Raw genomic sequence first — 22,984 nt, 5'->3', positions numbered from 1 at the left:
ATAATTTTATATTTTATTTATCTAAACTTTTTTCATAAACAATAAGACCCAGTTCATAATTGAACTGAGTCCACTTAGATTAGACACAATACCTACATCAAATACTTTAACTAGGTCTTATGAGCTATAATTCGGTTTGGTAAGTTAATTCTTTTTACTTATTTTCATTAATTTAGTTCCAACCAAACTAGTTATTAAACTAAGGAAGATTGATACAAGTAATAAAGTTATTAATGAAAACCCAATCACATAATGTTCATTAAATTCTGCTCTTACAATACTATAACTAAAATTAGATGCGTAAGTTAATCCAGTAAAAATTAAAGATATAAAACCACTATAAACTAATATGGTCTTAGTTTGATTTTTTCGTGTGAATTTTCTAAAGGACAAGGAGTACAATAAAATGACTAAAATTGTAATAACAAGCATCATCCATAAGTAGTTTTCTAGATACACAAAACCTTGTTGGATTAATCGGTTATTTAAACTTGAATCAACTGTCTGAAGTATTTGATATTGAAAGTGTTCTGGATTAAAATCTCCGCCGCTCATTTCAAATGTATTTAAAAAGGATAAATTCAGCATATATACTGATAATTGAACGATTAATACTAGACCAGAAATTAGAGATGAACCAATAAGAACTTGATAAAAACTTTCTTCTTGTACATTACCTATAATAAGTCCACTTAATATTAAATATAAGCTCATAATTGTTACAGCTGCTAAAGAGGCGAGTTTAACACCTTTAGCGTAAACAGATTGAGCTTTCATACCTTTTTTGAAAGATAACACGGATAAAAGCACTACAAAACTAATTAAAAAGCTTTTCCACATTACTCCCCATGATTGATAAGAATAATTCGTAACCTCATTCACAGTTTGATACCCTTTTTCCATTGAATAATCTGTTAAAATACTAAGAACCCACATCATGATACTGTAAATAAAACTAAAGGAAATCGTCTGAATAAGCCAATCTTTTTCATCTGAAACTTTAACTCTAAATGCATAAAGCATACCAGCTAATGCAATCGTGATGACCGTTATAATCAAATAAAAAGAAAGTCCGAGCTTTGATTCCATAGTATGGTTTGTCAATGTTTCTGAAGTTTTTTGATTTGTAACTTCATCAAATGTTACATAGACTTCTCCCAAGTTGCCCAATAACATTATATCTACTGGTGACAGAGCAGAAATAACAGTAGGGCTCCAGTTCATCTGTTGCGCCCCTTCTGTTGCCTCTAACTTCATCATTTGATAAGAATCTAGTAAATAACGATACGACACCCCCCATTGAACTTGTTCAAAGTCTTCCATATCATGTTGGAAGGGTTCTGCATATGAGTGATTGTCTGTTAGTGATAATGAAAATGCAGAAAAGACGTATAAAAAAACGATACATAACAAAGCAAAAGGTATAGCTAGTAATAAAGGCCTTTTAAAATCGTTCATTTTTATATTATGATCCTTAGGTTTAACTCTTTCTGGTACTTTATGTATGACACACTCAAACGATTCACCGCAGAAATAACAATACTGGGCACCACTCACTTGATCGGAACCACAATTATGACAAACCATGTCACTTGTTTGTTTTGTTAAACCCGTTTGCATTGATTGATGTAAAGCATGTCCATCTTCTATGCAATAAATAGCTTGATTAGGGTTTCCGGTACCACATTTAGTACAGTAAATCACCGAACCCCCTCCTGCTCATTTAACTTTGTGCCACATGCATAGCAAAAAACAGCCCTACTCATCGCCTCTACTCCGCATTGAGTGCAAGTTGGAAACGCAGTATTCGTCTGTTTTTGCACCTCACTTCCGCAATTAGAACAATATTGATCTCTATTATTTATCAGGTGTCCACAACCACAGAATTGTTCATAATCACCAGTATTTTGGGTTTGAAGCTTAAATATATTTTGATCTAATTCAGTAATTTCCTGACTGATGTCACTTAATTCTTCACTATAAATTTGCCCAATTCTATATTGATAATAAACTGATTGTCCTAGCTCAGCTAATAAAATAGATTTCTTTGCCCTTAATCTATTAAGCTCCTGTTCTATGTAATCGTTCATTTTCTCTCCCCCGTTAACTAAAACTTAATATTATTTTAACATACAAAATATTCTAATTAATTACTTAAGGGTGGAAATTACATATCTTTACTCAAAAAAAGGGTGTAGAGCAATTCACTCTACACCCTTTTTGCTATGGCTTATTAATGTGTAATCTTACCAAAGGCTTGGACCATTTCCTTTATATAAACCAAGGCCAAGTCCGTTCCCTTTGCCTTTACTTTTACCTTTACCCTTTCCTTTTCCTTTCCCATTTCCATTACCATTATCATCTTCAACTACTGTAATTTTACCCTCAGCTTGTTTAAGTGTTTGGTTTCCAAATTCATCAGTAGCTTTTACTTGAATAACAGCTCCTTCTGCTTCTAATCCTTTAGGTGCTGTCCAGTAACCGATGTAATGGCCATCTTCCATTTCCATCATTGGCAATTCAGTTGCATTTTGGACACCAAATGTTAATGGCATTAGGATTGAGAATCTAGCATCTAAGTCTGTTTCACTATCAAACTCAATGATCACTGTTTCACCAGCCTCAACTGTTTGATCTTCTGTTGGTGTAAGATTCTCAATTTCAGGTGCAGTGTAATCCGCCTCTACTTCTATTGACTGACTGGATGTGTTACCTGCCTTATCAGAAGCTTCAACTTCAATGACATTAACACCTTTATCTAAGATGATTCGTTTAGAATATTGACCATCCTCAACAGTTGCTTCTTGACCATTAACCAATACTGAGTCTAAATGGTCATCGCTTATCTGACCTTCAACAGTTACGGTTTCACTATTTAATAGATCACCATCACTAGGGTTATCAATAGTTATCTCAGGTGCTGCTGTATCTAGGGTTACCGATACAACATCAGATTCATTAGCCTGTTCACCATTAACAATATTAATAGCTTGAAGGTCATTATTTCCTTCTTCTAATTGAACTGGCATACTGAATTCGCCATTTTCACCAATTTCAACTGATCCAACTTCTTCTCCGTTATTTAATAGTTGAACTGTCGTAGTTGGTGAAGCAGTACCTTCTACTGTAATTTCAGTTTCATTTGTAATTAATCCACTAGATGGATTGGTGATTTGGACGTCTTCTACTGCGTAATCTACACGAGCTCTGATCATGTAGTTACCTTCAGCAGCAGGAGATGGTGACCACGTACCACCTACAGACTGATAACTTCTTTCAGCATTTGGACTACTTTCATCAGTTGCTAGCCCTGGTACATTAGGGTTAGCACCCGTTTGTACATAGACCATGTAGAAGTCACCATCTACTTGAATGTTATATTCACGTAAATCAACAACTGTCCACTGATCTAAGTCTCTAATAGCCTCAGCATCAATAGGTCCTGCTAATTTTTCACCAGGTAAACCATCAGAACCACTAGCATCCCAAACTTCTACGGCGAATTCAGTTCCGCCTGGACTAGGCCAATCTGTTCCGTGGAATTGGAAGACACCATCAGTTACGACAGCTTCGTCCTCCCCTTCAGGAAGAGACATCTTAACAGCCCACTTATTGCCCGCATCATAGAATGCACGAGCGTTTTCAGCTGTGCCATCATCGTAACCAATTTCACCACCTGGGTAAGTGTACATCGGCTCCAATTCAATGTTAAGTTCTTGGTCACCATCGAGATTAACCTCGAACTCGTCACCGTGGAAACCTTGAGCATAGACTTTAAGAGTATAGGTTCCTTCGTATGCTGTTAGATCATAATTACCGTTAGCATCTGTTTGTACTGGATCAACGTTAGCATCTTCTACCAATAGTAACGTTGCCCCTTCTACAGGGTTACCAGAGTTTGCGCTAGTAACTTGACCCGATAATGTTGCTTGAGGTAATTCTTCTAAAACAAAATTAGCTGTTACCGTTTCATCCGCTTCTAAGTTTACCGATTGTTCCTCTGAAGCGAAACCATAAGTTTCAGCTTTAACTGTAAACTCACCTGCTGGATGTACGAATGAGAAACTTCCATCAGCTGGATTTGTATTTACTGACTTGCCACTTTCAAGTACAGAAACCTGCGCACCAAGTGGAAGGTTGCTTACTTCTTCATCATTTAATTCTAACGAATCAGAAGCTGGTTTCTTCATAAGTGGTTCAATCTTAGACGGATCTACTTCTGGAGCATCTTTCTTAGCTTTATCGATTATTTTCTTAGGCTGGATTGATGCTTTATTACCACCGATTGAAGTATCGGTTAAGGTTACATCATCGATATACCAACCCGCTCTAGTAATAATGCTATCTGAATCTAAGTTAAATGCTATATAGACACGTTCACCAGCATATTCAGATAGATCAAGCTCCATTGTATTCCACGCTTCATCATCACCAGTTAACTCTTGTAATGACTCCCAGTTTTCCATGTCTTGTGAAATAAAGACATTACCATAATCCCAACCAGATTCAATGTTATACCAGCTTTCAAATTGTAAGAAAGAGTCGCCTTCCGGTAAATCAATTGGAGGCATTAACAAGGTTGAGTTTTCACTATTGTTGTAATCACCACTTAAACCAGTTGCATAAACATTTTCACCAGAAACTGCCTCTCCTGGACCTGACGTCGGCTCACCACGCTCCCAAGAGATATTGTCACCATATACTTGCCAACCTATTGCAGGATCCTCAAAATCACTTGAGTAACCGACCGTAATTCCTGAATCGATTGCAACAGTATAGTCATCACTTACAACATCATTACCGCCAAAATCACTGACAGTAATTGAGTAAGTCAATTCACCTTCTAATACATCTTCTCCAGGAATAGTCGCCTCGAATATTCCGGATTTAAAGTTACCTTCAGTACGAGTAGCTTCAACTGTGTTTTCGTCACCGTTTTCGTTAACATAGCTAACTTCAACAGACGTTACACTTACGTTGTCACTAGCTTGTATAGATAAATCTAAATCCATTTCGGAGAATGCTTGTTCAGGTGCATCATGTTCAAAAGTAGGCGCTTCTTCATCCTCACCTTCCATAGTAACAGCACCCTCAATTGTACCTAAACCATCCATTACAGATGAAACTGCGTTATAAGCATCAACTAAACCAGAACCAAAACCATTGTTTGGTGATTCTGGATATTCACTGTTTGTTAACGGAGTTGCTGTTGACATTAAAATTTCTTCCATGTCATCAACAGATAAGCCAGCATTAGCTTCTAACAATAATGCTGCGACACCAGATACTGCTGGCCCTGACATAGACGTTCCATTCCAACCACCTTCATATCCACCGCCTGGAACTGAAGAACGGATGTTGACGCCAGGAGCTGAAATATCTGGTTTGATCTCATCGTATGGAGATGGACCTTCTAAAGAGAAGCTTGCCAAGTTATTATCACTATCAGTTGCACCTGTTGCAAAAGATTCAGGATAATTTGCAGGTACAGCAACTGACCCTGGACCGCCTGGGTTCGTAAGTGTTGTATTACCAGCTGAGAACTCTGGGAAAATTCCTGCAGCTCTCCAAGCTTTAACAACATCACGATACCATTCGTCTAAACCAGGACCGCCACCCCAAGAGTTGTTCACAACATCTGGAGCTTTAGTTACATCTCCACCTGGAGCTAATATCCATTCACCACCAGCTAGGATATCCACATCAGAACCACTTCCACTAGAGTTGAATATTTTAACTCCAATAAATTGAGCTCCCGGGGCTACCCCAACTTGGTTTGATCCGTCAGGCTCACTACCTACCATAGTACCTGTAACGTGGGTACCATGTCCATGATCGTCATATGCAGCTTCTTCACCATAAACTGGATCGTAGAAACTGTAGGTGTGATCAACCTCATCAGTTGATGCATCATAGCCACGGTATTTTTCTTTTAATGCTGGGTGATCCCACTGAACACCTGTATCAAGAGCAGCAACTACGATACCTGACCCGTCAATACCCATATCCCATACTTCTGGTGCATTAACTTGTTCAACGTTCCATTCTACATTAGTAATTTCGGATTCTATTTTTTTAGCATCCGAATCTACTGAAACTTTATTTAATTGTCTAGTTTCGTTAGGTAATAGTTTTTCAACTTCATTGAAAGATGCTAGTTTCTCAGCCACCTTTTTATTGGCAGTAACAGCAATAGCATTAACAATATGGTAAGAATGGTAATCTTTAACCACACCTTCTTGCTTTGCCTCTTCTAAGAAATTCTTAACGTTAGCCTGAGAAATATCTGCAGTTGCTTTTAATTCTGATATGACAGACGAACGTTGTTGCAATTCCGCATTAAATGAAGTTAGACCATTTTTCTGTGCTTTATTCTTTGCTTCTTTAGCTACTTTTTGTACATCAGCCTTTTCTTTAAATTTGACTAAGAATGTCACATTTTCTTCTGCATTGAATTCTTGAGTCAATCGTTTACTGATTTTTTGTTGAACTGTCTTAGTTGACTCTTTCAATGAAGTAGATGCATTACCTGGTTCGGCAAATACCATGCTTGGCATTGCCATCGTCCATATTAGTGTCAATGAAACGATCAATTTAACCCATCTAGACAATGAATTTCCTCCTCCCAATTTTTAAAAACTATGAAGAGTCCTGTTGTAATTTAGCAATCCTCCTTCCTGTAAAAATTTCTAATGTAGAATCTTGATTGTTAGTGTTAATATAATAGAAAGAGAAGAACATTTTCTGTCAAATATTGTCGAATTTTTTCCTTAAAAATGGAAATGATTACTAAGTATTAGATGGTTAACCTTAATATGGTAAACATGTCCCAATTTAAGTAGAACTATATGATTAATTATCTGAAAAATGAATTATTATTCATAAAATTTAATAAATAGTATCTATCATGTTGTTTAGAATTAAAAGAATTAACTAGGGTTCCACAACTAAAGAACGTCATTTCTTCCTATTTATTGTAAAAAAACACCCATAATAAACTAGATTAATGTTGGTGGTTATATGTTTATTTAATGAAAAAAACCCTACAAGGTATTTAAGACATCTATAAGGGGGATATAAATTTTGAAAAAAATTTTACTTACTGGCTTTGAGCCGTTCTTGATGTTTAAGAAAAACCCAACAGTGGAAATTGCTCAATATTTGAATGGTAAAACCATCGATGAATATGAAATAACAAGTCGTATATTAACTGTTGATTTTAATCATTCAGGACAGGAGATGGTTAAGGCGATTGAGGAAGTGAAGCCAAATGTTGTGGTAGCATTAGGTCTGGCTGGTAATCGGAGGCACATAACACCAGAACGAATAGCGGTTAATTGTAATGATGGTCCAGAAGACAACCAAGGCTACAAACCATCAGGGGAGAAAATTGTAGATGATGGTCCAGATGGATACTTTTCGACATTACCCATTTATGAGATGGTCGGTATTATGAAACAGCATGGTTATCCAGCGTCAATTTCAAATAGTGCTGGAACATATTTATGTAATCATGTCATGTATCAAGCTCTACATTATGCCAAGACAACCGGGTTAGTTGATCAAGCTGGGTTTATTCACATTCCACCTTCACATGAGATGGCGATTGAGCAGCCCCAACTTGCAAGCTGGTCACAAACGGATTTGAATAACGCAATCGAATTGTGCTTAAGTAAGCTTTAATCTTAAAAGAGAAACGCCTACCGTAACCTTTTATTGGGGGTAGGCACTTCTTATTATTATATTAATCATTACAGCCGGTCTTCCTCATCTTGAATAATTAAATCTTCCTCTGTCATTCCATCTAAAAGATCTCTATACCTATGTGCAATACGGCTAGAAGCATTCGCAGCAATACTTCCAATGATATCGTCTAAAAACGTGTGGCAACGTTCCCCTTCTTTTGTATCTAATCTTTCTATTACTCCAACTTTTTGTTTGTCTAGGTGACCATAGGTGGTAACGGCAATACTTCCGTAACCTAGTGCAGCACCTAAAGCAATGGTTTCATCTACTCCAAAAAGACCTTCATCTTTAGCAATTAATGATTGAAGTGGTTCAGATAAAAGCTCTTTTTCTGCCAATACATCTAATTCCACTCCAACTAAGATAGCGTGTTGGATTTCTCTTTTCTCTAGTACGCGATCGACACTTTCAATACAGTCATCAATAGTAAGCGATGAATGATAAGGGTGTTGCATTAAATAAACGACATCTGCAATATCACGAATGGACACTCCTCGTTCTTGCAACCTGTCTCTTGCAGCCTGTTCAATTTCCTTACTATTAATATGAGAATGCACCGTCATCGTCATACCCCCTTATATAACTATTATATCACTGGACAAATTTCTAAGGTTTGATTAATTTAACTAATTTATCAGAATATATTTGTAGTTGCTTAAAGTTCGATATCTATTTTATTTGTGATAAAATTATTTTGAAAGTTCTTTATACAACTTGCAACGCTACAGATGGAGGTTTTAATTTTGGGTAGACAGGGTACGATGTTGGATAAGGAAATTAAGAGTCAATATTTAGATGAAACATTTGTTATTAAAATTTATAAGCCAGAAAACTTCTCACCTCTTTATAAGTATCACATTTGCATCATGCAAGATGGTGACGATTATTATCAATTAGGACGAGCCGCTACTGTTAGCGATCGTTTACACAGTAAAAGTGAAATTGAAAATACAATCTTTGCAGGTATACATTATAAAGATCGTTACGATCGTTGGGATAAATATCATCCTGATGGCGAAAAAAATGATGCCTATATGAAATTTTTAGTCTTTGAAGTGATTCCGATGCTTGAAAAGGAATTGCCTAGTTATCATGTCGGTTCAACACGTGTTTTAATGGGGGATTCTTTAGGAGGTACATTGTCCTTAATGACAGCCATCAAGTATCCGAATAACTTTGGTAAAGTCATCATGCAATCCCCTTACGTCGATGACAGAGTGATAGAAGCTGTTAAAGAATCTAATGAAATAGCAAACATGACGATTTATCATACAATTGGACTTGATGAAACAGAAGTTCCTACTACAAAAGATGGCACCGAAGACTTTCTATCCCCTAACCGAGAACTTAATAACATGTTAGAAGATCTCGTTAATGATTATGTGTATAAAGAATTAGAAGGTAAACACACTTGGAAGCAATGGCAGAAAGATTTACCTGAGGCCATTAAGAAAATTTTTAACAATTGAGTCTATAGATTGAGGAAACATTAATTGTTTTTTTGTTATAATAGAAAATAGACCTTATATGATACGCTAAGATTATTAATTAGGAGGGAATTACATGTCAACATTAAACTACGGAATCGCAGTTTTTCCATCTAAAGAAATTCAAGACATCGCTAACTCTTACAGAAAGAGATATGATCCGAGATATAATAAAATTCCGCCACATATTACGTTAAAAGAACGTTTTGAAGCAACTCCAGATGAGATTAAAGACATTACGTCTGAACTCGATCGAATTGCTGCAGAAACTAACCCATTTGATATTGAGATTAAAAAGGTTAGCTCATTTAGTCCTGTTACAAACACAGTTTATTTAAAGGTTGAGCCAAATGACACTTTAACAAGTTTAAATCAAAAAATGAATGAAGGTAAGTTTCCTGTATCACAACAATTCGCTTTTGTGCCTCATATTACAATCAGTCAAGATTTATCAGAGGACGAGCATTCAGATGTGTACGGTAGTATGAGAATGTTAGAATTCGACTTACAAGACCATATTGATCGCTTCCAATTGTTATACCAATTAGAAGATGGTTCTTGGACTGTTTATGAAACATTTAAACTAGGTCGTAACTAAATGAATATTAAACTAGTTGACACAAAAGAACAGTTGGAAGATGCCTATCAGGTTCGGTCGGAAGTATTTATTAAAGAACAGAACGTGCCGCCAGAAATTGAAGTAGATGAACACGAAAGTGAAGCAGTTCATTTTGTTGGATATTTAGATGAAAAACCCGTTGCTGCTAGTCGCCTAAGACTATTAGACGATTACGGTAAATTCGAAAGAATCTGTGTTCTGAAAGAATTACGCGGTAAGCATTATGGACAACAAATCATTCAAGAAATGGAAGATTATTTAGTCTCACAAAAGGTCAAAAAAGCAAAATTAAATGCACAGACACATGCGGAAGAATTTTATAAACGAATTGGTTACGAAACGATTTCTGATGAGTTTATGGATGCTGGAATTCCTCATGTAACAATGATTAAAGAACTAAGCTGACGGAACAATGCCGTCAGCTTTTTCTTATTATTAAGTATGTATCGATTAGACGTTGGCCATAATGTATAAAAGCTTGTGCACTTTTCTTTCGGGATGGTGAATCATATGGATATGAATTTTGTAAAAATCCTAGTTGAAAGCTTAGTAGGGTTTCTTGCTCTTTTTGTCTTAACAAAAGTATTAGGTAAATCCCAAATTACACAAATCACAGCTTTTGATTTTATCGCAGCTTTAGTATTAGGTGAGTTAGTTGGTAATGGACTTTATGATCCTGAAGTAGGAATTTCTCAAGTTATATTTGCGATAACGATATGGGGAGCACTTATCTATACAACAGAATGGGTTACTCAGAAATATAGACGTTCGAGATCTTTATTAGAGGGGAGCCCTGCCATAGTTATACGTAAAGGAAAAATCCAGCGGGATGTTATGAAAAAGAATAAATTAGATGTCAATCAATTAATGCACTTACTAAGGGATAAAGATATATTCTCGATTCAAGAAGTGGAATATGCAATATTTGAGACTAATGGTTCAATCAATGTCCTAAAAAAGTATATATATCAAACACCAACAAACGAATTTTTTAAAGCTCCTCCTCAAGAGACCATTTTACCAATGGCAATCATTACTGATGGAGAACTAGTAAAAGAAAATTTATTAGAAATTGAGTGGGATGAACAACAAGTAATTGATGAAATTAAAGGTCAAGGATTAACAATTGAAGAAGTCATGTATGCAGAATACAACAAAGAGGAAGGGCTGTATGTGATGCCATACTAGCTCCCTTCCTCTTTTACTTTAAAGATCCAGCGAAAATCTTTGATATAGTGTTCAATTCTATCTTCGTTAATAAGAGCGGTGATATAGGCTGTTACAGCCGTTCTAAAAAGGAGAAATGGACCAAGTAAGTCACTTTTAACCTTCATCATCGTACACATTCTTGCTACAATTTCTTCGTGAGAGACGGTAGGTTTTTCTGCAATTTCTCCATACACTTTTTCTAGTAACATCTGATGGTAGTCTATGTTAGCCTCAATCGTTTCAACAAATTGTTGTTCATATGGACCGTGCCCTGGCACAGCACCTTTAACTTGAACAGTTTTTAATTTTTCAAGGCTTTTAACTGCTTTATCAACACTAGTAATGTAAGGTATTTTATGTTTCTTTATTTCTTCTTTACCAAAATAACTGTCAGCAGCATACAAAGTGTCATAAATATTAATTGCTAGTTGGTGATAACTATGGCCTGGTGTTGCGATCGCTTCAAACTCAAATTTATCTACTTTCTGATACCCTTCCTCAATCTCAATATCAACCTTTACCTCTGGTCCTTCTAAAAATTTATTTCTCAGTTCATCTAATGGATCATTTCCAGAGAATAAATAAGTTGGTTCGAGAATGGGATTTTCTATAATAGCCCTCTCAAATGTAGGTGCGATTACTTTAACACCATATTGTTTAACTAAATAAGCTGCGCCTCCGTAATGATCAGCATGTGCATGTGTTATAAGCAGATGTGTAATAGGTAGGTTTTTTTCGTCAAGCTGGCGCACTACTTTACGTATCGCAGAACGGTCAATGGCTGCATCAATTAACATGCCTTGATTTTCACGATGTATAAACCCGACATTAACAGAACTCATGAATACATAACAATTATCATTGAGCTGCATCATTTGCATCAGAATTTACTCCTTGTACTTGTCGTTACTATACAGATTCGCTAAAGTTCTGACCTTTTCCTGTTATATCTGCTAAATCATCAGGATTCATAGTTGTGTATTTAGATGTCTTTGTTTGATAAATTGATAGTTTTGGAACGGGCTTGACTTTTAATTCGTCATCGTAGGTATCTTTTTGCCGTTTAACTTTTTGAAACTCAGCTCTAAAAACACGCTCTAATGTTAATTCCTGTTTATGACTTTTTGAAATATGGCGATTATGATATTGACGGTACTGATGAAAATCGACAGGTGCGATATAACCCATGATTTTTCCCTCCTTGTTATATCATTTCCCTTTTTTCTATTAGATTATTCGTGAACGCTTAATCATTTATGTCCGTTATTTCCCATCAAACCAACTTTCAAACTCTTTACCGAACTTCTCTAAGTTTTGAAGATCCTTGGCTAATTTAGTATCCCATTCTGTTAAATGTTTATATTCCTTACCTCCCTTTTTTTCAGTTTGCTTTCCAATTTCTATTAATATCTTCTCTAAATCGTGTAGCCATTTCATATTAAATCCCCCTTATTATATTAGGTATTCGTTAAAAAATATGTAAAAAGAACTCGTATGGAGCCATACGAGTTCAAAAAAATCTACATCCAGAAAAATGGTGGCCTGCGGTCACGATGATCATCATCGTGATCCTCTTCATGATGGTCCTCTTCAGCTTCCTCCATTGTTGATTCTTCCTCCATGACGTGATCTTCGTTCATTTCCATTTCTTCTTCTCTACGACGACGTGGACCGAACAAGAAATCACGATCACGGTTGCGATTAGGACGTTCAAACATAACGTTATCAGCTCTTACAACTAAATCTTTAACATGCAGTTCTTTTCTTTCATCAGACATTACCATTCACTCCCTCTTCGTAAATGTACGATAATAGTATATTCAACCAACATCGAAGGGCATGGTCGCTTGACCTACTATAAAGAATTTTAAGAATTTAAGTTGTTTGATTAACATTATGGATTTGGCATGAATCGGGTAAACAATTACATTTTTAGGTTTAGAAAATGTGATATTGCCTAAGAAAAATTTAAAAAACCATCAATTGCCCACACCCTATCAGGTCAAATGCATAGATTAATAACGTAAGAAAGGTCATATGACTAAGAAAGGAGAATGACAATGTCTTGTAAAGGGAAAGAACATTCTGACAACTGTGTAAGCGATATTCTACGTCAGATTGTTGATGCACAAAATGACATCGTCGAACACGAGTGCGACATTAGCTGTAAGCAATCGATTGAGGATTTATTGGGGGATACTACGTCACCATCCGGTTTAGACACAGTACCTGTTTTACTATATTGTGAGTGTAAACCATTTAAAGGGTATGGTGTTTTAAATGACCAGCAGCATACGGTAATAGGTAGCTTCTTCTTCCGCGTTAAGAAAGTCTACGATGATGATTGCGCAGTATTAGAATTACTTCGTGATCCAGCTGACTCGGATCGAAACCCTAAAGATCCAACCCATCAAAAAACAGCTAATCTAAGAACGACTGGAATCTGCATCAATGTCGACTTAAAATGCTTCTGCCACGTGACATGCTTACCAGCAGTCGATGCGATTAACTAGACTGAAGGCCATGTTTTTTTACACAAAAATGGAGCTGCTCCAATACGAAGCAGCTCCATTTTTAGCTTTGATAAATTTACAAAACTGAATACATTTTATCGATATTATCTTCAATATTTTTTAAAAAATAAAGCGAGCTAATATTATGATTAACTCACTTCAATGCCCCATCTTAAAACCCTACAATCTGAATATCTAGTAGATCCTCTTTATTCATCGTACGTCTTCTAGGTAGTTCTCTCGAAATGAATACAATCGTATCACCTTTCATCTCTTCAATGATTCCAGTTAAGGCGCCCTCTTTAGTTAACAGTCTGCACTTTAATGGCGGAAGTGTTTCTTGCAAGTTCAGAATGTAATCTAATTTATCGCTTTTAGATAGTGATTGAAAACGGCTACGGCTAGACTCACTTGCTGCCTGCGCTTCCTTTTCTTGTCTCTTTTCTTCAGTATTTTGATAAGCACTATAATAAAAGGTTTGGGATGTCAATTCAGGCTCAGGGTTATGTTTTTGGTCAATATATAATAAAGGTTTGATATGACGCTTCTCCATCTGACATACTCCTTTCTTATGATTCTAACCCATATTATGCACAAACACCCAATTCTGTGAGATACGCTTTAAATTGAAAAAACTCCGAACCAATAAATTAGTTCGGAGTTCAGATATCATTAATATCCTAGAATATTGTAGCCTGAATCAACATGAATGATTTCACCTGTAACACCTCGTGATAAATCACTCATTAAGAAGTAAGCCGCATCGCCTACTTCTTCCTTAGTTACTGGCTTACGTAGTGGAGAACGTTCTTCAATCTCTTTTAAGATCGCGTTGAAGTCGCCCACACCTTTAGCTGAAACTGTACGAATTGGCCCAGCAGAAATAGCGTTAACGCGTACACCATACTTACCGAGGTCATTAGCAAGGTAACGCATCGTTGCATCTAAACTAGCTTTTGCAACACCCATGACATTGTAATTCTCAACGACACGTTCGCCGCCTAAATAGGTAAGCGTTAAGATACTACCGCCTTCTGTCATAACATCTTTCGCTGCACGTGACACGGCTGCTAATGAAAATGCGCTTATATCATGCGCTAAATGAAAGCCCTCTCGAGATGTATTTAAAAATTCACCTTTTAACTCTTCTCTCTTCGCAAAAGCGATACAGTGAGCTAGTCCATGAATCACACCTACATCATTCTTTATTTCAGAAAAAGTTTTCTCAATTGCTTCATCTGATGTAACATCACACTCATAAAATAATGAATCATCACGGTCTAATGTGTCCGCTAAGTCGCGTACAGGTTTCTCAAAACGCTCATTGGCATAAGTGAAAACTAGACGTGCTCCTGCATCGTGTAATGATTGAGCAATCCCCCAAGCAATACTCCGTCTGTTTGCAACACCCATCACGACATACGTGCGACCTTCTAAAGAAAAGTTCATTTATTCCGCCTCCTGATTTCTAATACATTTTTTATGATTAAATATTAGTACCTAGTCCTATTTTATATAAAAAATAATAAATACTCAATCCATATTTTAATAAAGATTGAGTATTTATGATTCAAGTTAGGTATTCCATAAACGTCGTTGCTAATCCAAAGTAAATGATGACTGAAATAATATCATTAATGGTTGTAATAAATGGTCCACTAGCGACAGCAGGGTCAATGTTCAGTTTATGCATGAGTAAAGGTAAGAAGGAACCTGCTATTGTAGCAACAATTAGAGATGCCATGATCGATACACCAACAACGACCCCTAAGAATAATTGGTCTATACCTTGCCAAGCAATAACAATTAAAATGATGGTTACTCCGCAAATAACACCTGTTATTAACCCTGTTAACGTTTCTCGCATTAAACGTTTCATGGCTCCTTCACTCATAACGTCGCCAGTAGCAATACCGCGAACAGTTACGGCAAGTGCCTGCGTGCCTGTATTACCAGCCATTCCGGCAATTAATGGGATAAAGACGGCTAATAACGCTACCTCCGCAATCGTCTCCTCGAATTGTCCAATTAAGGTTGCAGTAATCATCCCTAAAAATAACAAAATAATTAACCATGGCAGACGCTTTTTAGCAGCATCAATAGCACTTAAGTCATTACGATCCATATCCGTTACGGCCGCAAGCTTTGAATAGTCATCGCTCGCTTCTTCATCCATAACATCTAAAATATCATCAACGGTGATAATCCCTAACAAATGTTTCTTGAAATCTACAACTGGCAATGCAAGAAAATCATAATCACGCATTAGTTTAGCAATCGACTCTTGATCATCTCCAGCCGAAGCATAAACAACACGTTCACTCATGACATCACTAACAACCCAATCTTCTTCTGAAATGATTAAATCACGTAAAGATATGACGCCAACCAACCTTTTATCATCATCAATGACAAAAACATAGTAAATGGTCTCGGCATCTGGCGCTTCATCACGCAGATGCAACATAGCCTGTCTAATGGTCATGTTTTGATTTACAACGACATATTCAGTCGTCATAATACTACCAGCTGTACGTTCTTCGTAATGTAGGAGATTTTTAATCTCTTTAGCTTCTTCTCTGTTCATTAACGTTAAATAGCTGGCAATTTGGTTTCTCTCGAGTATATTCATTATATCAACAGCATCATCTGTCGATAACTCATCGAAAATTTGAGCCGCAAACCTTGGGTTCATTTCAGTAATAATTTCACTGACATCTTCTAATTCAAAGTGCTCAATGATTTCAGCCATTTCATCTGGCGACAAATACGTATAAATCTGTAATCTAGTTTCTTTTAATAAATTCAGAAAAATATTCGCCTGATCGTATGGGTGGAGCTCCAAAAATTCAGATCGAAATCGATCGATTGAGTCTTCTTCTAATGCTTGATATATTTTAGCGATAATCGCTTCGTATTCTAAACTTTTATGATTTTGTTGCATTTCCAAGTCAGTCCCCTCCTTCAGACGAAATCATTATGTATCATTTTATATAAAACCATTTGAGATGCCAACTAAAATTCAAAAAATGTGTTAAATCTTCTCTTTGTAAGTATTCCCTATTTTAAAATAAACTAAATTAACGTATTATGATTATAGAGAGAAACCGTATTAAGGGAGATTGAAATGGATAATCAAAACACAAGACCACGATTAGACACCTTTCTAGTCACCACTATAATTTTAATTGTTGGAATAAGTATTTTTACTTTATATACACTTGGGGAAGCCTATCCATCTTTTTATAGCGGTTATGCTAGGCAACAACTTATCTGGTTTATCATAAGTTCCATTGGGATCGCAGCAATTATGGTTCTTGATTTTGACCGCTACCGTAAGTTTGCATGGCCGTTATATATACTAGGTGTGTTCATGCTAGCAGGGCTACACTTCTTACCTTGGGCCTGGGAGAACAACGGCGCTCTTCGTTGGTACAAATTTGGAGGTACCACTTTACAACCATCAGAGTTTGTTAAAGTATTCTTAGTTGTAGCTTTAGCCCATGTGATTACAAGTCATAATGAAAAATGGACCAAAAAAGATTTACAATATGATTTATTTTTATTAGGAAAAATTTTAATCTTAACGCTGCCTGTCTTCCTATTAATAGCGATTCAACCTGATATTGGTTCTTCGTTAGTTATATTATCTATTGCGGCATTTTTAATCATTATCTCTGGTATTCGCTGGCGAACGATATTAACTTTATTCGGTACAGCCTTCGTGATCATTGCCTCATTATTTATGTTATATTTCGCCAACCCTGATACTTTTATTTCATTTATTGAGGATGAGACATCATTTGATCACGTTGCCGATCGTATTAAAGCATGGGATAATCCACATCTTTATACAGATGGAGCCGCCATGCAATCTATAAAATCAATGCTTGCCATCGGATCTGGGCAATTGTCAGGTAAAGGAAGTATGAACTACCAAGTTTGGATTCCTGAAAGGCACACAGACATGATTTTCACAGCCGTAGCTGAACAATTTGGATTTGTCGGTGCAAGTATTTTAGTCGTTTTATACTTCTTAATGATCTACCGCATTATTCAAATAGCTTTAGAGACTAAAGACCCTTTTGGCACATATTTAGCCGTTGGAATTGTCGGAATGTTTACCTATCAGATTTTCCAAAACATCGGTATGTCTGTTCAGTTACTGCCGTTAACAGGGTTACCTCTACCCTTTATGAGCTATGGGGGTACGTCACTCCTCGTTTATATGGCGGCAATTGGTTTAATTCTAAACGTACGTTCAAGACAAAAAAGCTTTATGTTTGAATCGGAAAATTAAATCAATAACTCTTGAATTTCACTGGGGTATGAGGCAACGCATGATATGACCTTGCTATTTATGGGATGTTTAAACTTTAGCAGACGAGCATGCAATGCCTGGCCATTTATACTCCGTTGTGTCGAACCATACAAATCATCCCCAATTAAAGGATGACCCATATATGAAAAATGAACTCTGATCTGGTGGGTCCTGCCAGTATCTAACGTAACAGCAATAAGAGAGCGATCATTCATTTCTTTTAAAACTTGAAAATGGGTGGTCGCTCTTTTTCCATTAACATCCACCTTGCGTTCAATAATAGATGGTAAATTTCTAGCGATAGGTAGATCAATCGTTCCTATTTCCTTTTGAATCTTGCCCTCTATAATAGCTCTATATTCTCTATGAATGTTTTGTTTGGAAAGCAAATAGTGAATATATTTGTTTTTAGCAATTAAAACGAGACCTGATGTCCATTTATCTATTCTAGTTACGATATGCACTGTGCTTTTGATATGATTTTGGAGATAATAGTCGACTAATCCATTCGCCAAAGTCACCTCATCATTCATATTTGGTAGTACGGATAGTCCTCTAGGTTTATTTATAGTAAGTAAAAAGTCGTCCTCATAAACTATATTTAAATTCATTTCTATTGGTTTTAAATTTTCATTTACAGATTCAATAGGCATGTGAACTGTTAAGATTTGACCTGACCTAAGTGAGTGTCTGACTGTTACTGGTTCACCTTCAACTAGTATTTTGCCACTTTTCTTCAATTCTTTTAATAAACGATTAGAAAAAGCTCGGTCGTGAAGTAAATAATCACGAACGAGCTTATGTTCATCAGATGATGTGATTTTCCATTTTAACATCATCTTAGGATAACTCCGATCTAGAATCTGATATAAATGAGTCATGAACCCTTTTCCAAAATGGAAATGGACGAAAGCGTGCAAATCTTACGCGTTCTTTAGCTACACGACACTGAATCGTATGAACATCATTAAAAGCCATATTTAAATGATCAATCGTAATCATAAAGGTCCGTTCGTTTTTAGGCCTTAAGATTGCAGTATGATGTTTCGGTAAAATAAGTGGTGAGCCCACCGTACGGAATACACGATTGTTGATTGATGCCATTTCTGTAATTTGAATAGCTTCAAGTGAAGGATGAATAATCGCCCCACCTAGTGCTTTATTATAGGCTGTAGAGCCAGATGGTGTTGAAATGCATAAACCATCACCTCTAAACGTTTCAAAGTGTTCCCCTTTGATTTCTACATCAACAACAACAGAACCTTCAGACGTTTTTACAGTGATTTCGTTTAAAGCAATATACGTATGCTCTTCATCATAATCATTTGGACGAATAGTTAACTCTAATAACGGATACTCCACAACCTGAAAAGGCGTTCTGGCTATTTCAATGATTAATTTTTCCAATTCATCTGGTACCCAGTCCGCATAAAATCCTAAATGCCCAGTATGAATACCAATAAAAGCCGTTTGATCCAATCGATGAACATATCGATGAAACGCTTCAAGTAACGTCCCGTCTCCACCTACTGAAATACAAAGATCAGGTTCCTCTTCATTGTACTCCATTTTAAATTGGGTTAAATAGCTCTTTAATTTTGATTTAATTTCTTTTGAATCTTGATCTCCTCGGCACTGGATCGCAAACTTCATTGTCACGACTCCTTCCTCTTCTAATCCTTTTTACGTCTAAACACTTCTTGAGCATCTCTAATTTCCTGCCTAATCTTAGACATTTCCTCATCTAGACGAAAGGCCGCTTCTGAGGCATTTTTTAGACGCTGTGTAATTTCAGTTGGAATTTGACCAGAATATTTATAATTTAACGAGTGCTCATTAATTGCCCAAAAGTTCATCGCTAACGTCCGAATTTGGATCTCAGCAAGCAAACGTTTCTCTCCATAGATTGTCTCAACTGGATATGTAATAATGACATGATACGAACGGTAACCACTTTCCTTATTCTTTTCAATATAATCTTTCTCTTCAACAATCGTAAAATCTTTCCTTAATCTTAACATATCAACGATTTCATAAATATCTTCAACGAATGGACAGACCACTCTTAACCCTGCAATGTCTTGTATCTCTTCTTCCACATTAGTCATAGCAATATCTCTTCTTTTTGCTTTTTCAATAATACTGGAAATAGGTTTTACACGACCTGTCACAAATTCGATTGGAGAATGGCGTGATTCATAGTCGAATTGTTTGCGCATGCCTTTTAGTTTGATTTTAAGTTCATCTACTGCTTGGGTATATGGTGCTAGGAATATTTCCCAATTCATTGCCGTTCCCCTCACTTTCCAAATCTTGCGAGTTGCATTTTTATTGTATCACAAAATTATTTTAACTTAACTTTTGAAACACGTGAAACTATAGCTCATAATAATAACAAACCAATGAAATTGATTATGTTAGTAATGGATTGGGGGAACTCCTATGCAAGAAATTGAAATTGAATTCAAGAATTTATTAACCAAAGTACAATACGAGGAATTACGAAATGATTATTTTGAAGGGCACAGCCCTAAAAAACAAATAAACTATTATTTTGAGACAGACTTATTTTCTTTAAAAAAACATCTCATGGCACTTCGTATTAGGGAAAAAGGTTCATCCTTTGTCGCAACTTTAAAACAACCTAGCAAAGAAGGATTATTAGAAACACACGACGTGTTAACAGAGAAAGAAGCAACACAATGGTTCAATAATGAAGTTTACTTAAAAGAGAACATCGAACGTCAATTAAACCATCTAAATATAGATCAAAGTGATATAAAATATAAAGGAAAACTAACAACCTATCGTTTAGAAAAAATTGTTAGTGATCACACATTGGTACTTGATTATAGCACGTATAATGGTCATGAAGATTATGAACTAGAAATCGAATCTCCTTCTTATGAGCAAGGTGAAGCCTTTTTAAAAGAGATCCTTCAACGTTATTCTATTAAATCAACCAAAACAGAAAATAAAATACAGCGCTTTTTTAATACCGTATCTTAGACCTTATAATTTGCCAGTCTATTTTTACGTTGCTACAATATATACAGAAAAATGATAACCTAATTATTAATGATATATACTATTTCTTTTCTGGAAAGGATTTTACTAACATGGCATACCAACAAGGTAATATATATGATGCAATTGGGGGAGCCGAGGCCGTTGAACGCTTAGTTGAGGCTTTTTATAAACGAGTGGGGCAACACCCTGATTTAATTCCGATTTTTCCGGATGATTTAACCGAAACAGCAAGAAAGCAAAAACAATTCTTAACTCAATTTTTCGGCGGGCCACCGCTATATATTCAGGAACACGGCCACCCGATGTTAAGAGCTCGTCATATGCCGTTCCCAATCACACCTACTAGACGCGATGCATGGTTAGAGTGTATGGCAGGCGCCTTAGATGAAGCTGAAATTGATGAGCCTTATAAGTCATCTATTTATGAGAGACTAACGATGACAGCGAATCATATGATGAATACAGAAGAATAGATATATAAATAAAAAGAGTTGAAAGGGGAATCGATGTGGGAAAGTTAACCTCAGAAGTAATGGACAATCTAGCATCGAATGATAATTCCCAAGTTGACTTTTGTTCTTTAGTTAATAAACCAGTCGAAATGTACGTTTTTATAGATCCGCTTTGCCCAGAATGCTGGTCTTTAGAGCCAGCCATCAAGAAACTTGCCATGGAATATGGTTGCTATTTTAAACTACGCTCTATTGTATCTAGTAATCTAACAAGCTTAAACTGTCAATCAATTAAAAAAACAAACAAATTAGCACAACACTGGGAGCATATTGCATCTAAGACGGGGATGAGCTGCGATGGAGACCTTTGGTACGAAAACCCCGTATCAACACCTTCCATTGTCGCTTTATCCATTAAAGCAGCAGAGTTTCAGGGTCAAAGACTTGGCTCTAAATTCTTAAGAAAATTGCAGGAATTTTTATTCTTGAAGAAACAAGATATTTCGAACGAACAGGTTTTGTTAGATATAGCTAATGAAGTCAATTTGGATCTAGATGAATTTAAAAAAGACTTTCATTCAGATACAGCAAAAAGAGCTTTAAAACGTGACTGGAATCTAGTATGTGAAATGGATATTGATCACTATCCGACCATCGTTATGTTTAATAGAGGGCATGATGGCGATGGATTAAAAGTATCTGGCCTTCATACAAATGAAGTTTATGAGCGCGCATTCTTTGAAATTCTTGGGCAAAACGTCAGACCACTGAGAAAGCCATCATTAGAAGATTTTATGTGTCATTTTGAATTTGTTGCGACAAAAGAAGTCGCAGTAGTCTATGATTGGACCATGGAGAGAGCGGAAAAGGAATTAAAGAAACTAGTCTTAAAACAGAAAATAGAACGCGTACCAGTTAAGTACGGTACATTTTGGAGATTTATTAAATAAATGGAGGGCTCGCGCCTTCCTTTTTTTTTATTCTAATCAACTTTTCAAATCATATGATGTAATAGTAAAACTAACGGGAAAAGGTGATTTAGATGGTTAAAATACTTTTCTGGATTTTATTAATTTTAGGAGCGTTTACGTTAAATTTACTAGGTATGATGAATCTTGTTCCTAAAGTCATCACCATCCCTCTTCTATTTTTAATCTTATTTTTGTTCTTTTATACAATCTTCCAGAAAAATTCAGTGAAAAAATATTAAATTTTCATATATTTAAACACTGAAGTCTATTGAACTGTACTCTAAAAAGTGGACAGTTTAAAAAAGCTAGACAGCTAAAATATGATCTCGATACTGATTCGGGTTCATTTTTTGGCTCTACAATATTTGTTGGGGTGTAGGTTATTTTCTGATAACTTGATAAAGTTACTTGTGGTTAACCTTTCAGGTTAGGCCTTCCCTTTCCGTGGGCGATCCGCGAGCCTCCTCGAACTCCACTAACGTTTCGTTCTGTGGGGTCTCGCCTGGCTTAAATAACATAAAAAACCCCAGTTGGTACTGCACCCCAAAAGTTAGAGTGAAAAATTTAACTTTTGGGGTGTTTTGTATGGCGAAATATAGTAACGATTTTAAGTTAAAAATTGTGAAAGAATATTTA

Annotated in this window: 25 protein-coding genes; 11 read left to right on the top strand and 14 right to left on the bottom strand. The window is 36.1% G+C overall.

Annotation, left to right across the window (positions count from 1 at the left end; translation table 11 throughout):
* Positions 1–144 precede the first annotated feature (144 nt).
* From ACFSW4_RS13730 to ACFSW4_RS13720, 3 genes are all read right to left on the bottom strand, one after another.
* Positions 145–1,704 carry a zinc ribbon domain-containing protein gene (locus ACFSW4_RS13730; RefSeq protein ID WP_377329976.1) on the bottom strand — a complete coding sequence of 520 codons (1,560 nt, stop codon included), beginning with the start codon at positions 1,702–1,704 and terminating at the stop codon, positions 145–147.
* Entirely contained in the window at positions 1,701–2,090 is a 390-nt protein-coding gene (locus ACFSW4_RS13725) for a hypothetical protein (protein WP_377329974.1), read from the bottom strand. Before ACFSW4_RS13725 ends, ACFSW4_RS13730 begins: the two co-directional genes overlap by 4 nt.
* Before the next feature lie 156 nt (positions 2,091–2,246).
* Complete coding sequence (locus ACFSW4_RS13720; protein ID WP_377330045.1) at positions 2,247–6,563, bottom strand: S8 family serine peptidase; 4,317 nt, start codon at positions 6,561–6,563, stop codon at positions 2,247–2,249.
* Positions 6,564–7,083: 520 nt separating this feature from the next.
* On the opposite strand from ACFSW4_RS13720, the gene ACFSW4_RS13715 reads away from it, so the two are divergent.
* Complete coding sequence (locus ACFSW4_RS13715) at positions 7,084–7,683, top strand: pyroglutamyl-peptidase I (RefSeq protein ID WP_054754234.1); 600 nt, start codon at positions 7,084–7,086, stop codon at positions 7,681–7,683.
* A gap of 68 nt (positions 7,684–7,751) precedes the next feature.
* On the opposite strand, the gene ACFSW4_RS13710 is transcribed toward ACFSW4_RS13715, so the two are convergent.
* Entirely contained in the window at positions 7,752–8,309 is a 558-nt protein-coding gene (locus tag ACFSW4_RS13710; protein WP_377329972.1) for a phosphatidylglycerophosphatase A family protein, read from the bottom strand.
* Positions 8,310–8,489: 180 nt separating this feature from the next.
* Between ACFSW4_RS13710 and ACFSW4_RS13705 the strand changes: the two genes are divergently transcribed.
* From ACFSW4_RS13705 to ACFSW4_RS13690, 4 genes are all read left to right on the top strand, one after another.
* Positions 8,490–9,215, top strand: coding sequence for an alpha/beta hydrolase (locus ACFSW4_RS13705; protein WP_377329970.1), 726 nt, complete (start codon positions 8,490–8,492; stop codon positions 9,213–9,215).
* Between the two features lie 94 nt (positions 9,216–9,309).
* A complete protein-coding gene (locus tag ACFSW4_RS13700) occupies positions 9,310–9,831 on the top strand; it encodes a YjcG family protein (protein ID WP_054754235.1) in 522 nt (173 codons plus the stop codon).
* Complete coding sequence (locus tag ACFSW4_RS13695; RefSeq protein ID WP_054754238.1) at positions 9,832–10,257, top strand: GNAT family N-acetyltransferase; 426 nt, start codon at positions 9,832–9,834, stop codon at positions 10,255–10,257.
* Positions 10,258–10,362: 105 nt separating this feature from the next.
* The gene (locus tag ACFSW4_RS13690; RefSeq protein WP_377329968.1) at positions 10,363–11,040 is read left to right on the top strand and encodes a DUF421 domain-containing protein; all 678 of its coding nucleotides are present in this window, start codon (positions 10,363–10,365) and stop codon (positions 11,038–11,040) included.
* Here ACFSW4_RS13690 and ACFSW4_RS13685 read toward each other — a convergent pair.
* The 4 genes from ACFSW4_RS13685 to ACFSW4_RS13670 form a co-directional block, all read right to left on the bottom strand.
* On the bottom strand, positions 11,037–11,942 hold the full coding sequence (locus ACFSW4_RS13685) for an MBL fold metallo-hydrolase (RefSeq protein WP_377329966.1): 906 nt from the start codon (positions 11,940–11,942) through the stop codon (positions 11,037–11,039). The two genes, ACFSW4_RS13690 and ACFSW4_RS13685, sit on opposite strands and share 4 nt — an antisense overlap.
* 28 nt (positions 11,943–11,970) lie before the next feature.
* The gene (locus ACFSW4_RS13680) at positions 11,971–12,249 is read right to left on the bottom strand and encodes a hypothetical protein (protein WP_054754239.1); all 279 of its coding nucleotides are present in this window, start codon (positions 12,247–12,249) and stop codon (positions 11,971–11,973) included.
* A gap of 75 nt (positions 12,250–12,324) precedes the next feature.
* Entirely contained in the window at positions 12,325–12,498 is a 174-nt protein-coding gene (locus ACFSW4_RS13675; protein ID WP_377329964.1) for a hypothetical protein, read from the bottom strand.
* An 83-nt stretch (positions 12,499–12,581) separates the two neighbouring features.
* A complete protein-coding gene (locus ACFSW4_RS13670; RefSeq protein WP_279401769.1) occupies positions 12,582–12,839 on the bottom strand; it encodes a hypothetical protein in 258 nt (85 codons plus the stop codon).
* A 282-nt stretch (positions 12,840–13,121) separates the two neighbouring features.
* On the opposite strand from ACFSW4_RS13670, the gene ACFSW4_RS13665 reads away from it, so the two are divergent.
* Positions 13,122–13,574, top strand: coding sequence for a CotY/CotZ family spore coat protein (locus ACFSW4_RS13665; protein WP_377329962.1), 453 nt, complete (start codon positions 13,122–13,124; stop codon positions 13,572–13,574).
* Between the two features lie 172 nt (positions 13,575–13,746).
* Here ACFSW4_RS13665 and ACFSW4_RS13660 read toward each other — a convergent pair whose 3' ends face one another.
* The 3 genes from ACFSW4_RS13660 to mgtE form a co-directional block, all read right to left on the bottom strand.
* Positions 13,747–14,127, bottom strand: a complete 381-nt coding sequence (locus ACFSW4_RS13660; RefSeq protein ID WP_054754243.1) for a CotO family spore coat protein — start codon at positions 14,125–14,127, stop codon at positions 13,747–13,749.
* Between the two features lie 119 nt (positions 14,128–14,246).
* The gene (gene fabI / locus ACFSW4_RS13655; protein ID WP_377329960.1) at positions 14,247–15,023 is read right to left on the bottom strand and encodes an enoyl-ACP reductase FabI; all 777 of its coding nucleotides are present in this window, start codon (positions 15,021–15,023) and stop codon (positions 14,247–14,249) included.
* 121 nt (positions 15,024–15,144) lie between these two features.
* Positions 15,145–16,518, bottom strand: a complete 1,374-nt coding sequence (gene mgtE, locus ACFSW4_RS13650) for a magnesium transporter (RefSeq protein WP_377330043.1) — start codon at positions 16,516–16,518, stop codon at positions 15,145–15,147.
* A gap of 183 nt (positions 16,519–16,701) precedes the next feature.
* Between mgtE and ACFSW4_RS13645 the strand changes: the two genes are divergently transcribed.
* Positions 16,702–17,874: an FtsW/RodA/SpoVE family cell cycle protein gene (locus ACFSW4_RS13645; protein ID WP_377329958.1), complete on the top strand. Its 1,173-nt coding sequence runs from the start codon at positions 16,702–16,704 to the stop codon at positions 17,872–17,874.
* Here the strand turns inward: ACFSW4_RS13645 and ACFSW4_RS13640 are convergent.
* From ACFSW4_RS13640 to ACFSW4_RS13630, 3 genes are read right to left on the bottom strand one after another with little or no spacing between them, the layout of a single operon-like run.
* Positions 17,871–18,734: an RluA family pseudouridine synthase gene (locus tag ACFSW4_RS13640; protein WP_377329956.1), complete on the bottom strand. Its 864-nt coding sequence runs from the start codon at positions 18,732–18,734 to the stop codon at positions 17,871–17,873. The two genes, ACFSW4_RS13645 and ACFSW4_RS13640, sit on opposite strands and share 4 nt — an antisense overlap.
* A 1-nt stretch (position 18,735) precedes the next feature.
* Entirely contained in the window at positions 18,736–19,548 is an 813-nt protein-coding gene (locus ACFSW4_RS13635) for an NAD kinase (protein ID WP_054754246.1), read from the bottom strand.
* Positions 19,549–19,568: 20 nt separating this feature from the next.
* Complete coding sequence (locus tag ACFSW4_RS13630) at positions 19,569–20,183, bottom strand: GTP pyrophosphokinase (protein WP_377329954.1); 615 nt, start codon at positions 20,181–20,183, stop codon at positions 19,569–19,571.
* Positions 20,184–20,337: 154 nt separating this feature from the next.
* On the opposite strand from ACFSW4_RS13630, the gene ACFSW4_RS13625 reads away from it, so the two are divergent.
* The 4 genes from ACFSW4_RS13625 to ACFSW4_RS13610 all read left to right on the top strand — a co-directional run bounded on the left by ACFSW4_RS13625 (position 20,338) and on the right by ACFSW4_RS13610 (position 22,587).
* The gene (locus ACFSW4_RS13625; protein WP_054754251.1) at positions 20,338–20,904 is read left to right on the top strand and encodes a CYTH domain-containing protein; all 567 of its coding nucleotides are present in this window, start codon (positions 20,338–20,340) and stop codon (positions 20,902–20,904) included.
* Between the two features lie 110 nt (positions 20,905–21,014).
* Positions 21,015–21,398: a globin domain-containing protein gene (locus ACFSW4_RS13620; protein WP_054754253.1), complete on the top strand. Its 384-nt coding sequence runs from the start codon at positions 21,015–21,017 to the stop codon at positions 21,396–21,398.
* A 35-nt stretch (positions 21,399–21,433) separates the two neighbouring features.
* On the top strand, positions 21,434–22,327 hold the full coding sequence (locus tag ACFSW4_RS13615) for a ClpXP adapter SpxH family protein (protein ID WP_377329952.1): 894 nt from the start codon (positions 21,434–21,436) through the stop codon (positions 22,325–22,327).
* A gap of 92 nt (positions 22,328–22,419) precedes the next feature.
* A complete protein-coding gene (locus tag ACFSW4_RS13610; protein WP_377329950.1) occupies positions 22,420–22,587 on the top strand; it encodes a hypothetical protein in 168 nt (55 codons plus the stop codon).
* Positions 22,588–22,984 lie beyond the last annotated feature (397 nt).

Source organism: Piscibacillus salipiscarius (genome assembly GCF_042685285.1).
GTDB lineage: Bacteria > Bacillota > Bacilli > Bacillales > Alkalibacillaceae > Piscibacillus > Piscibacillus salipiscarius.
The sequence above is the reverse complement of the archived record's forward strand: the minus strand, read 5'-3'. Positions and strand labels throughout refer to the sequence as shown.

Excerpts from the sequence above, each read along its gene's own strand:
- ACFSW4_RS13640 (WP_377329956.1), bottom strand. The coding sequence starts at position 18,734 with ATGATGTTAAAATGGAAAATCACATCATCTGATGAACATAAGCTCGTT.
- ACFSW4_RS13620 (WP_054754253.1), top strand. The coding sequence starts at position 21,015 with ATGGCATACCAACAAGGTAATATATATGATGCAATTGGGGGAGCCGAG.
- mgtE (WP_377330043.1), bottom strand. The coding sequence starts at position 16,518 with ATGCAACAAAATCATAAAAGTTTAGAATACGAAGCGATTATCGCTAAA.
- ACFSW4_RS13695 (WP_054754238.1), top strand. The coding sequence starts at position 9,832 with ATGAATATTAAACTAGTTGACACAAAAGAACAGTTGGAAGATGCCTAT.
- ACFSW4_RS13665 (WP_377329962.1), top strand. The coding sequence starts at position 13,122 with ATGTCTTGTAAAGGGAAAGAACATTCTGACAACTGTGTAAGCGATATT.
- ACFSW4_RS13725 (WP_377329974.1), bottom strand. The coding sequence starts at position 2,090 with ATGAACGATTACATAGAACAGGAGCTTAATAGATTAAGGGCAAAGAAA.
- ACFSW4_RS13635 (WP_054754246.1), bottom strand. The coding sequence starts at position 19,548 with ATGAAGTTTGCGATCCAGTGCCGAGGAGATCAAGATTCAAAAGAAATT.
- ACFSW4_RS13660 (WP_054754243.1), bottom strand. The coding sequence starts at position 14,127 with ATGGAGAAGCGTCATATCAAACCTTTATTATATATTGACCAAAAACAT.
- ACFSW4_RS13685 (WP_377329966.1), bottom strand. The coding sequence starts at position 11,942 with ATGCAAATGATGCAGCTCAATGATAATTGTTATGTATTCATGAGTTCT.
- ACFSW4_RS13690 (WP_377329968.1), top strand. The coding sequence starts at position 10,363 with ATGGATATGAATTTTGTAAAAATCCTAGTTGAAAGCTTAGTAGGGTTT.
- fabI (WP_377329960.1), bottom strand. The coding sequence starts at position 15,023 with ATGAACTTTTCTTTAGAAGGTCGCACGTATGTCGTGATGGGTGTTGCA.
- ACFSW4_RS13645 (WP_377329958.1), top strand. The coding sequence starts at position 16,702 with ATGGATAATCAAAACACAAGACCACGATTAGACACCTTTCTAGTCACC.
- ACFSW4_RS13625 (WP_054754251.1), top strand. The coding sequence starts at position 20,338 with ATGCAAGAAATTGAAATTGAATTCAAGAATTTATTAACCAAAGTACAA.
- ACFSW4_RS13675 (WP_377329964.1), bottom strand. The coding sequence starts at position 12,498 with ATGAAATGGCTACACGATTTAGAGAAGATATTAATAGAAATTGGAAAG.
- ACFSW4_RS13680 (WP_054754239.1), bottom strand. The coding sequence starts at position 12,249 with ATGGGTTATATCGCACCTGTCGATTTTCATCAGTACCGTCAATATCAT.
- ACFSW4_RS13630 (WP_377329954.1), bottom strand. The coding sequence starts at position 20,183 with ATGAATTGGGAAATATTCCTAGCACCATATACCCAAGCAGTAGATGAA.
- ACFSW4_RS13700 (WP_054754235.1), top strand. The coding sequence starts at position 9,310 with ATGTCAACATTAAACTACGGAATCGCAGTTTTTCCATCTAAAGAAATT.
- ACFSW4_RS13610 (WP_377329950.1), top strand. The coding sequence starts at position 22,420 with ATGGTTAAAATACTTTTCTGGATTTTATTAATTTTAGGAGCGTTTACG.
- ACFSW4_RS13710 (WP_377329972.1), bottom strand. The coding sequence starts at position 8,309 with ATGACGGTGCATTCTCATATTAATAGTAAGGAAATTGAACAGGCTGCA.
- ACFSW4_RS13720 (WP_377330045.1), bottom strand. The coding sequence starts at position 6,563 with ATGGCAATGCCAAGCATGGTATTTGCCGAACCAGGTAATGCATCTACT.
- ACFSW4_RS13670 (WP_279401769.1), bottom strand. The coding sequence starts at position 12,839 with ATGTCTGATGAAAGAAAAGAACTGCATGTTAAAGATTTAGTTGTAAGA.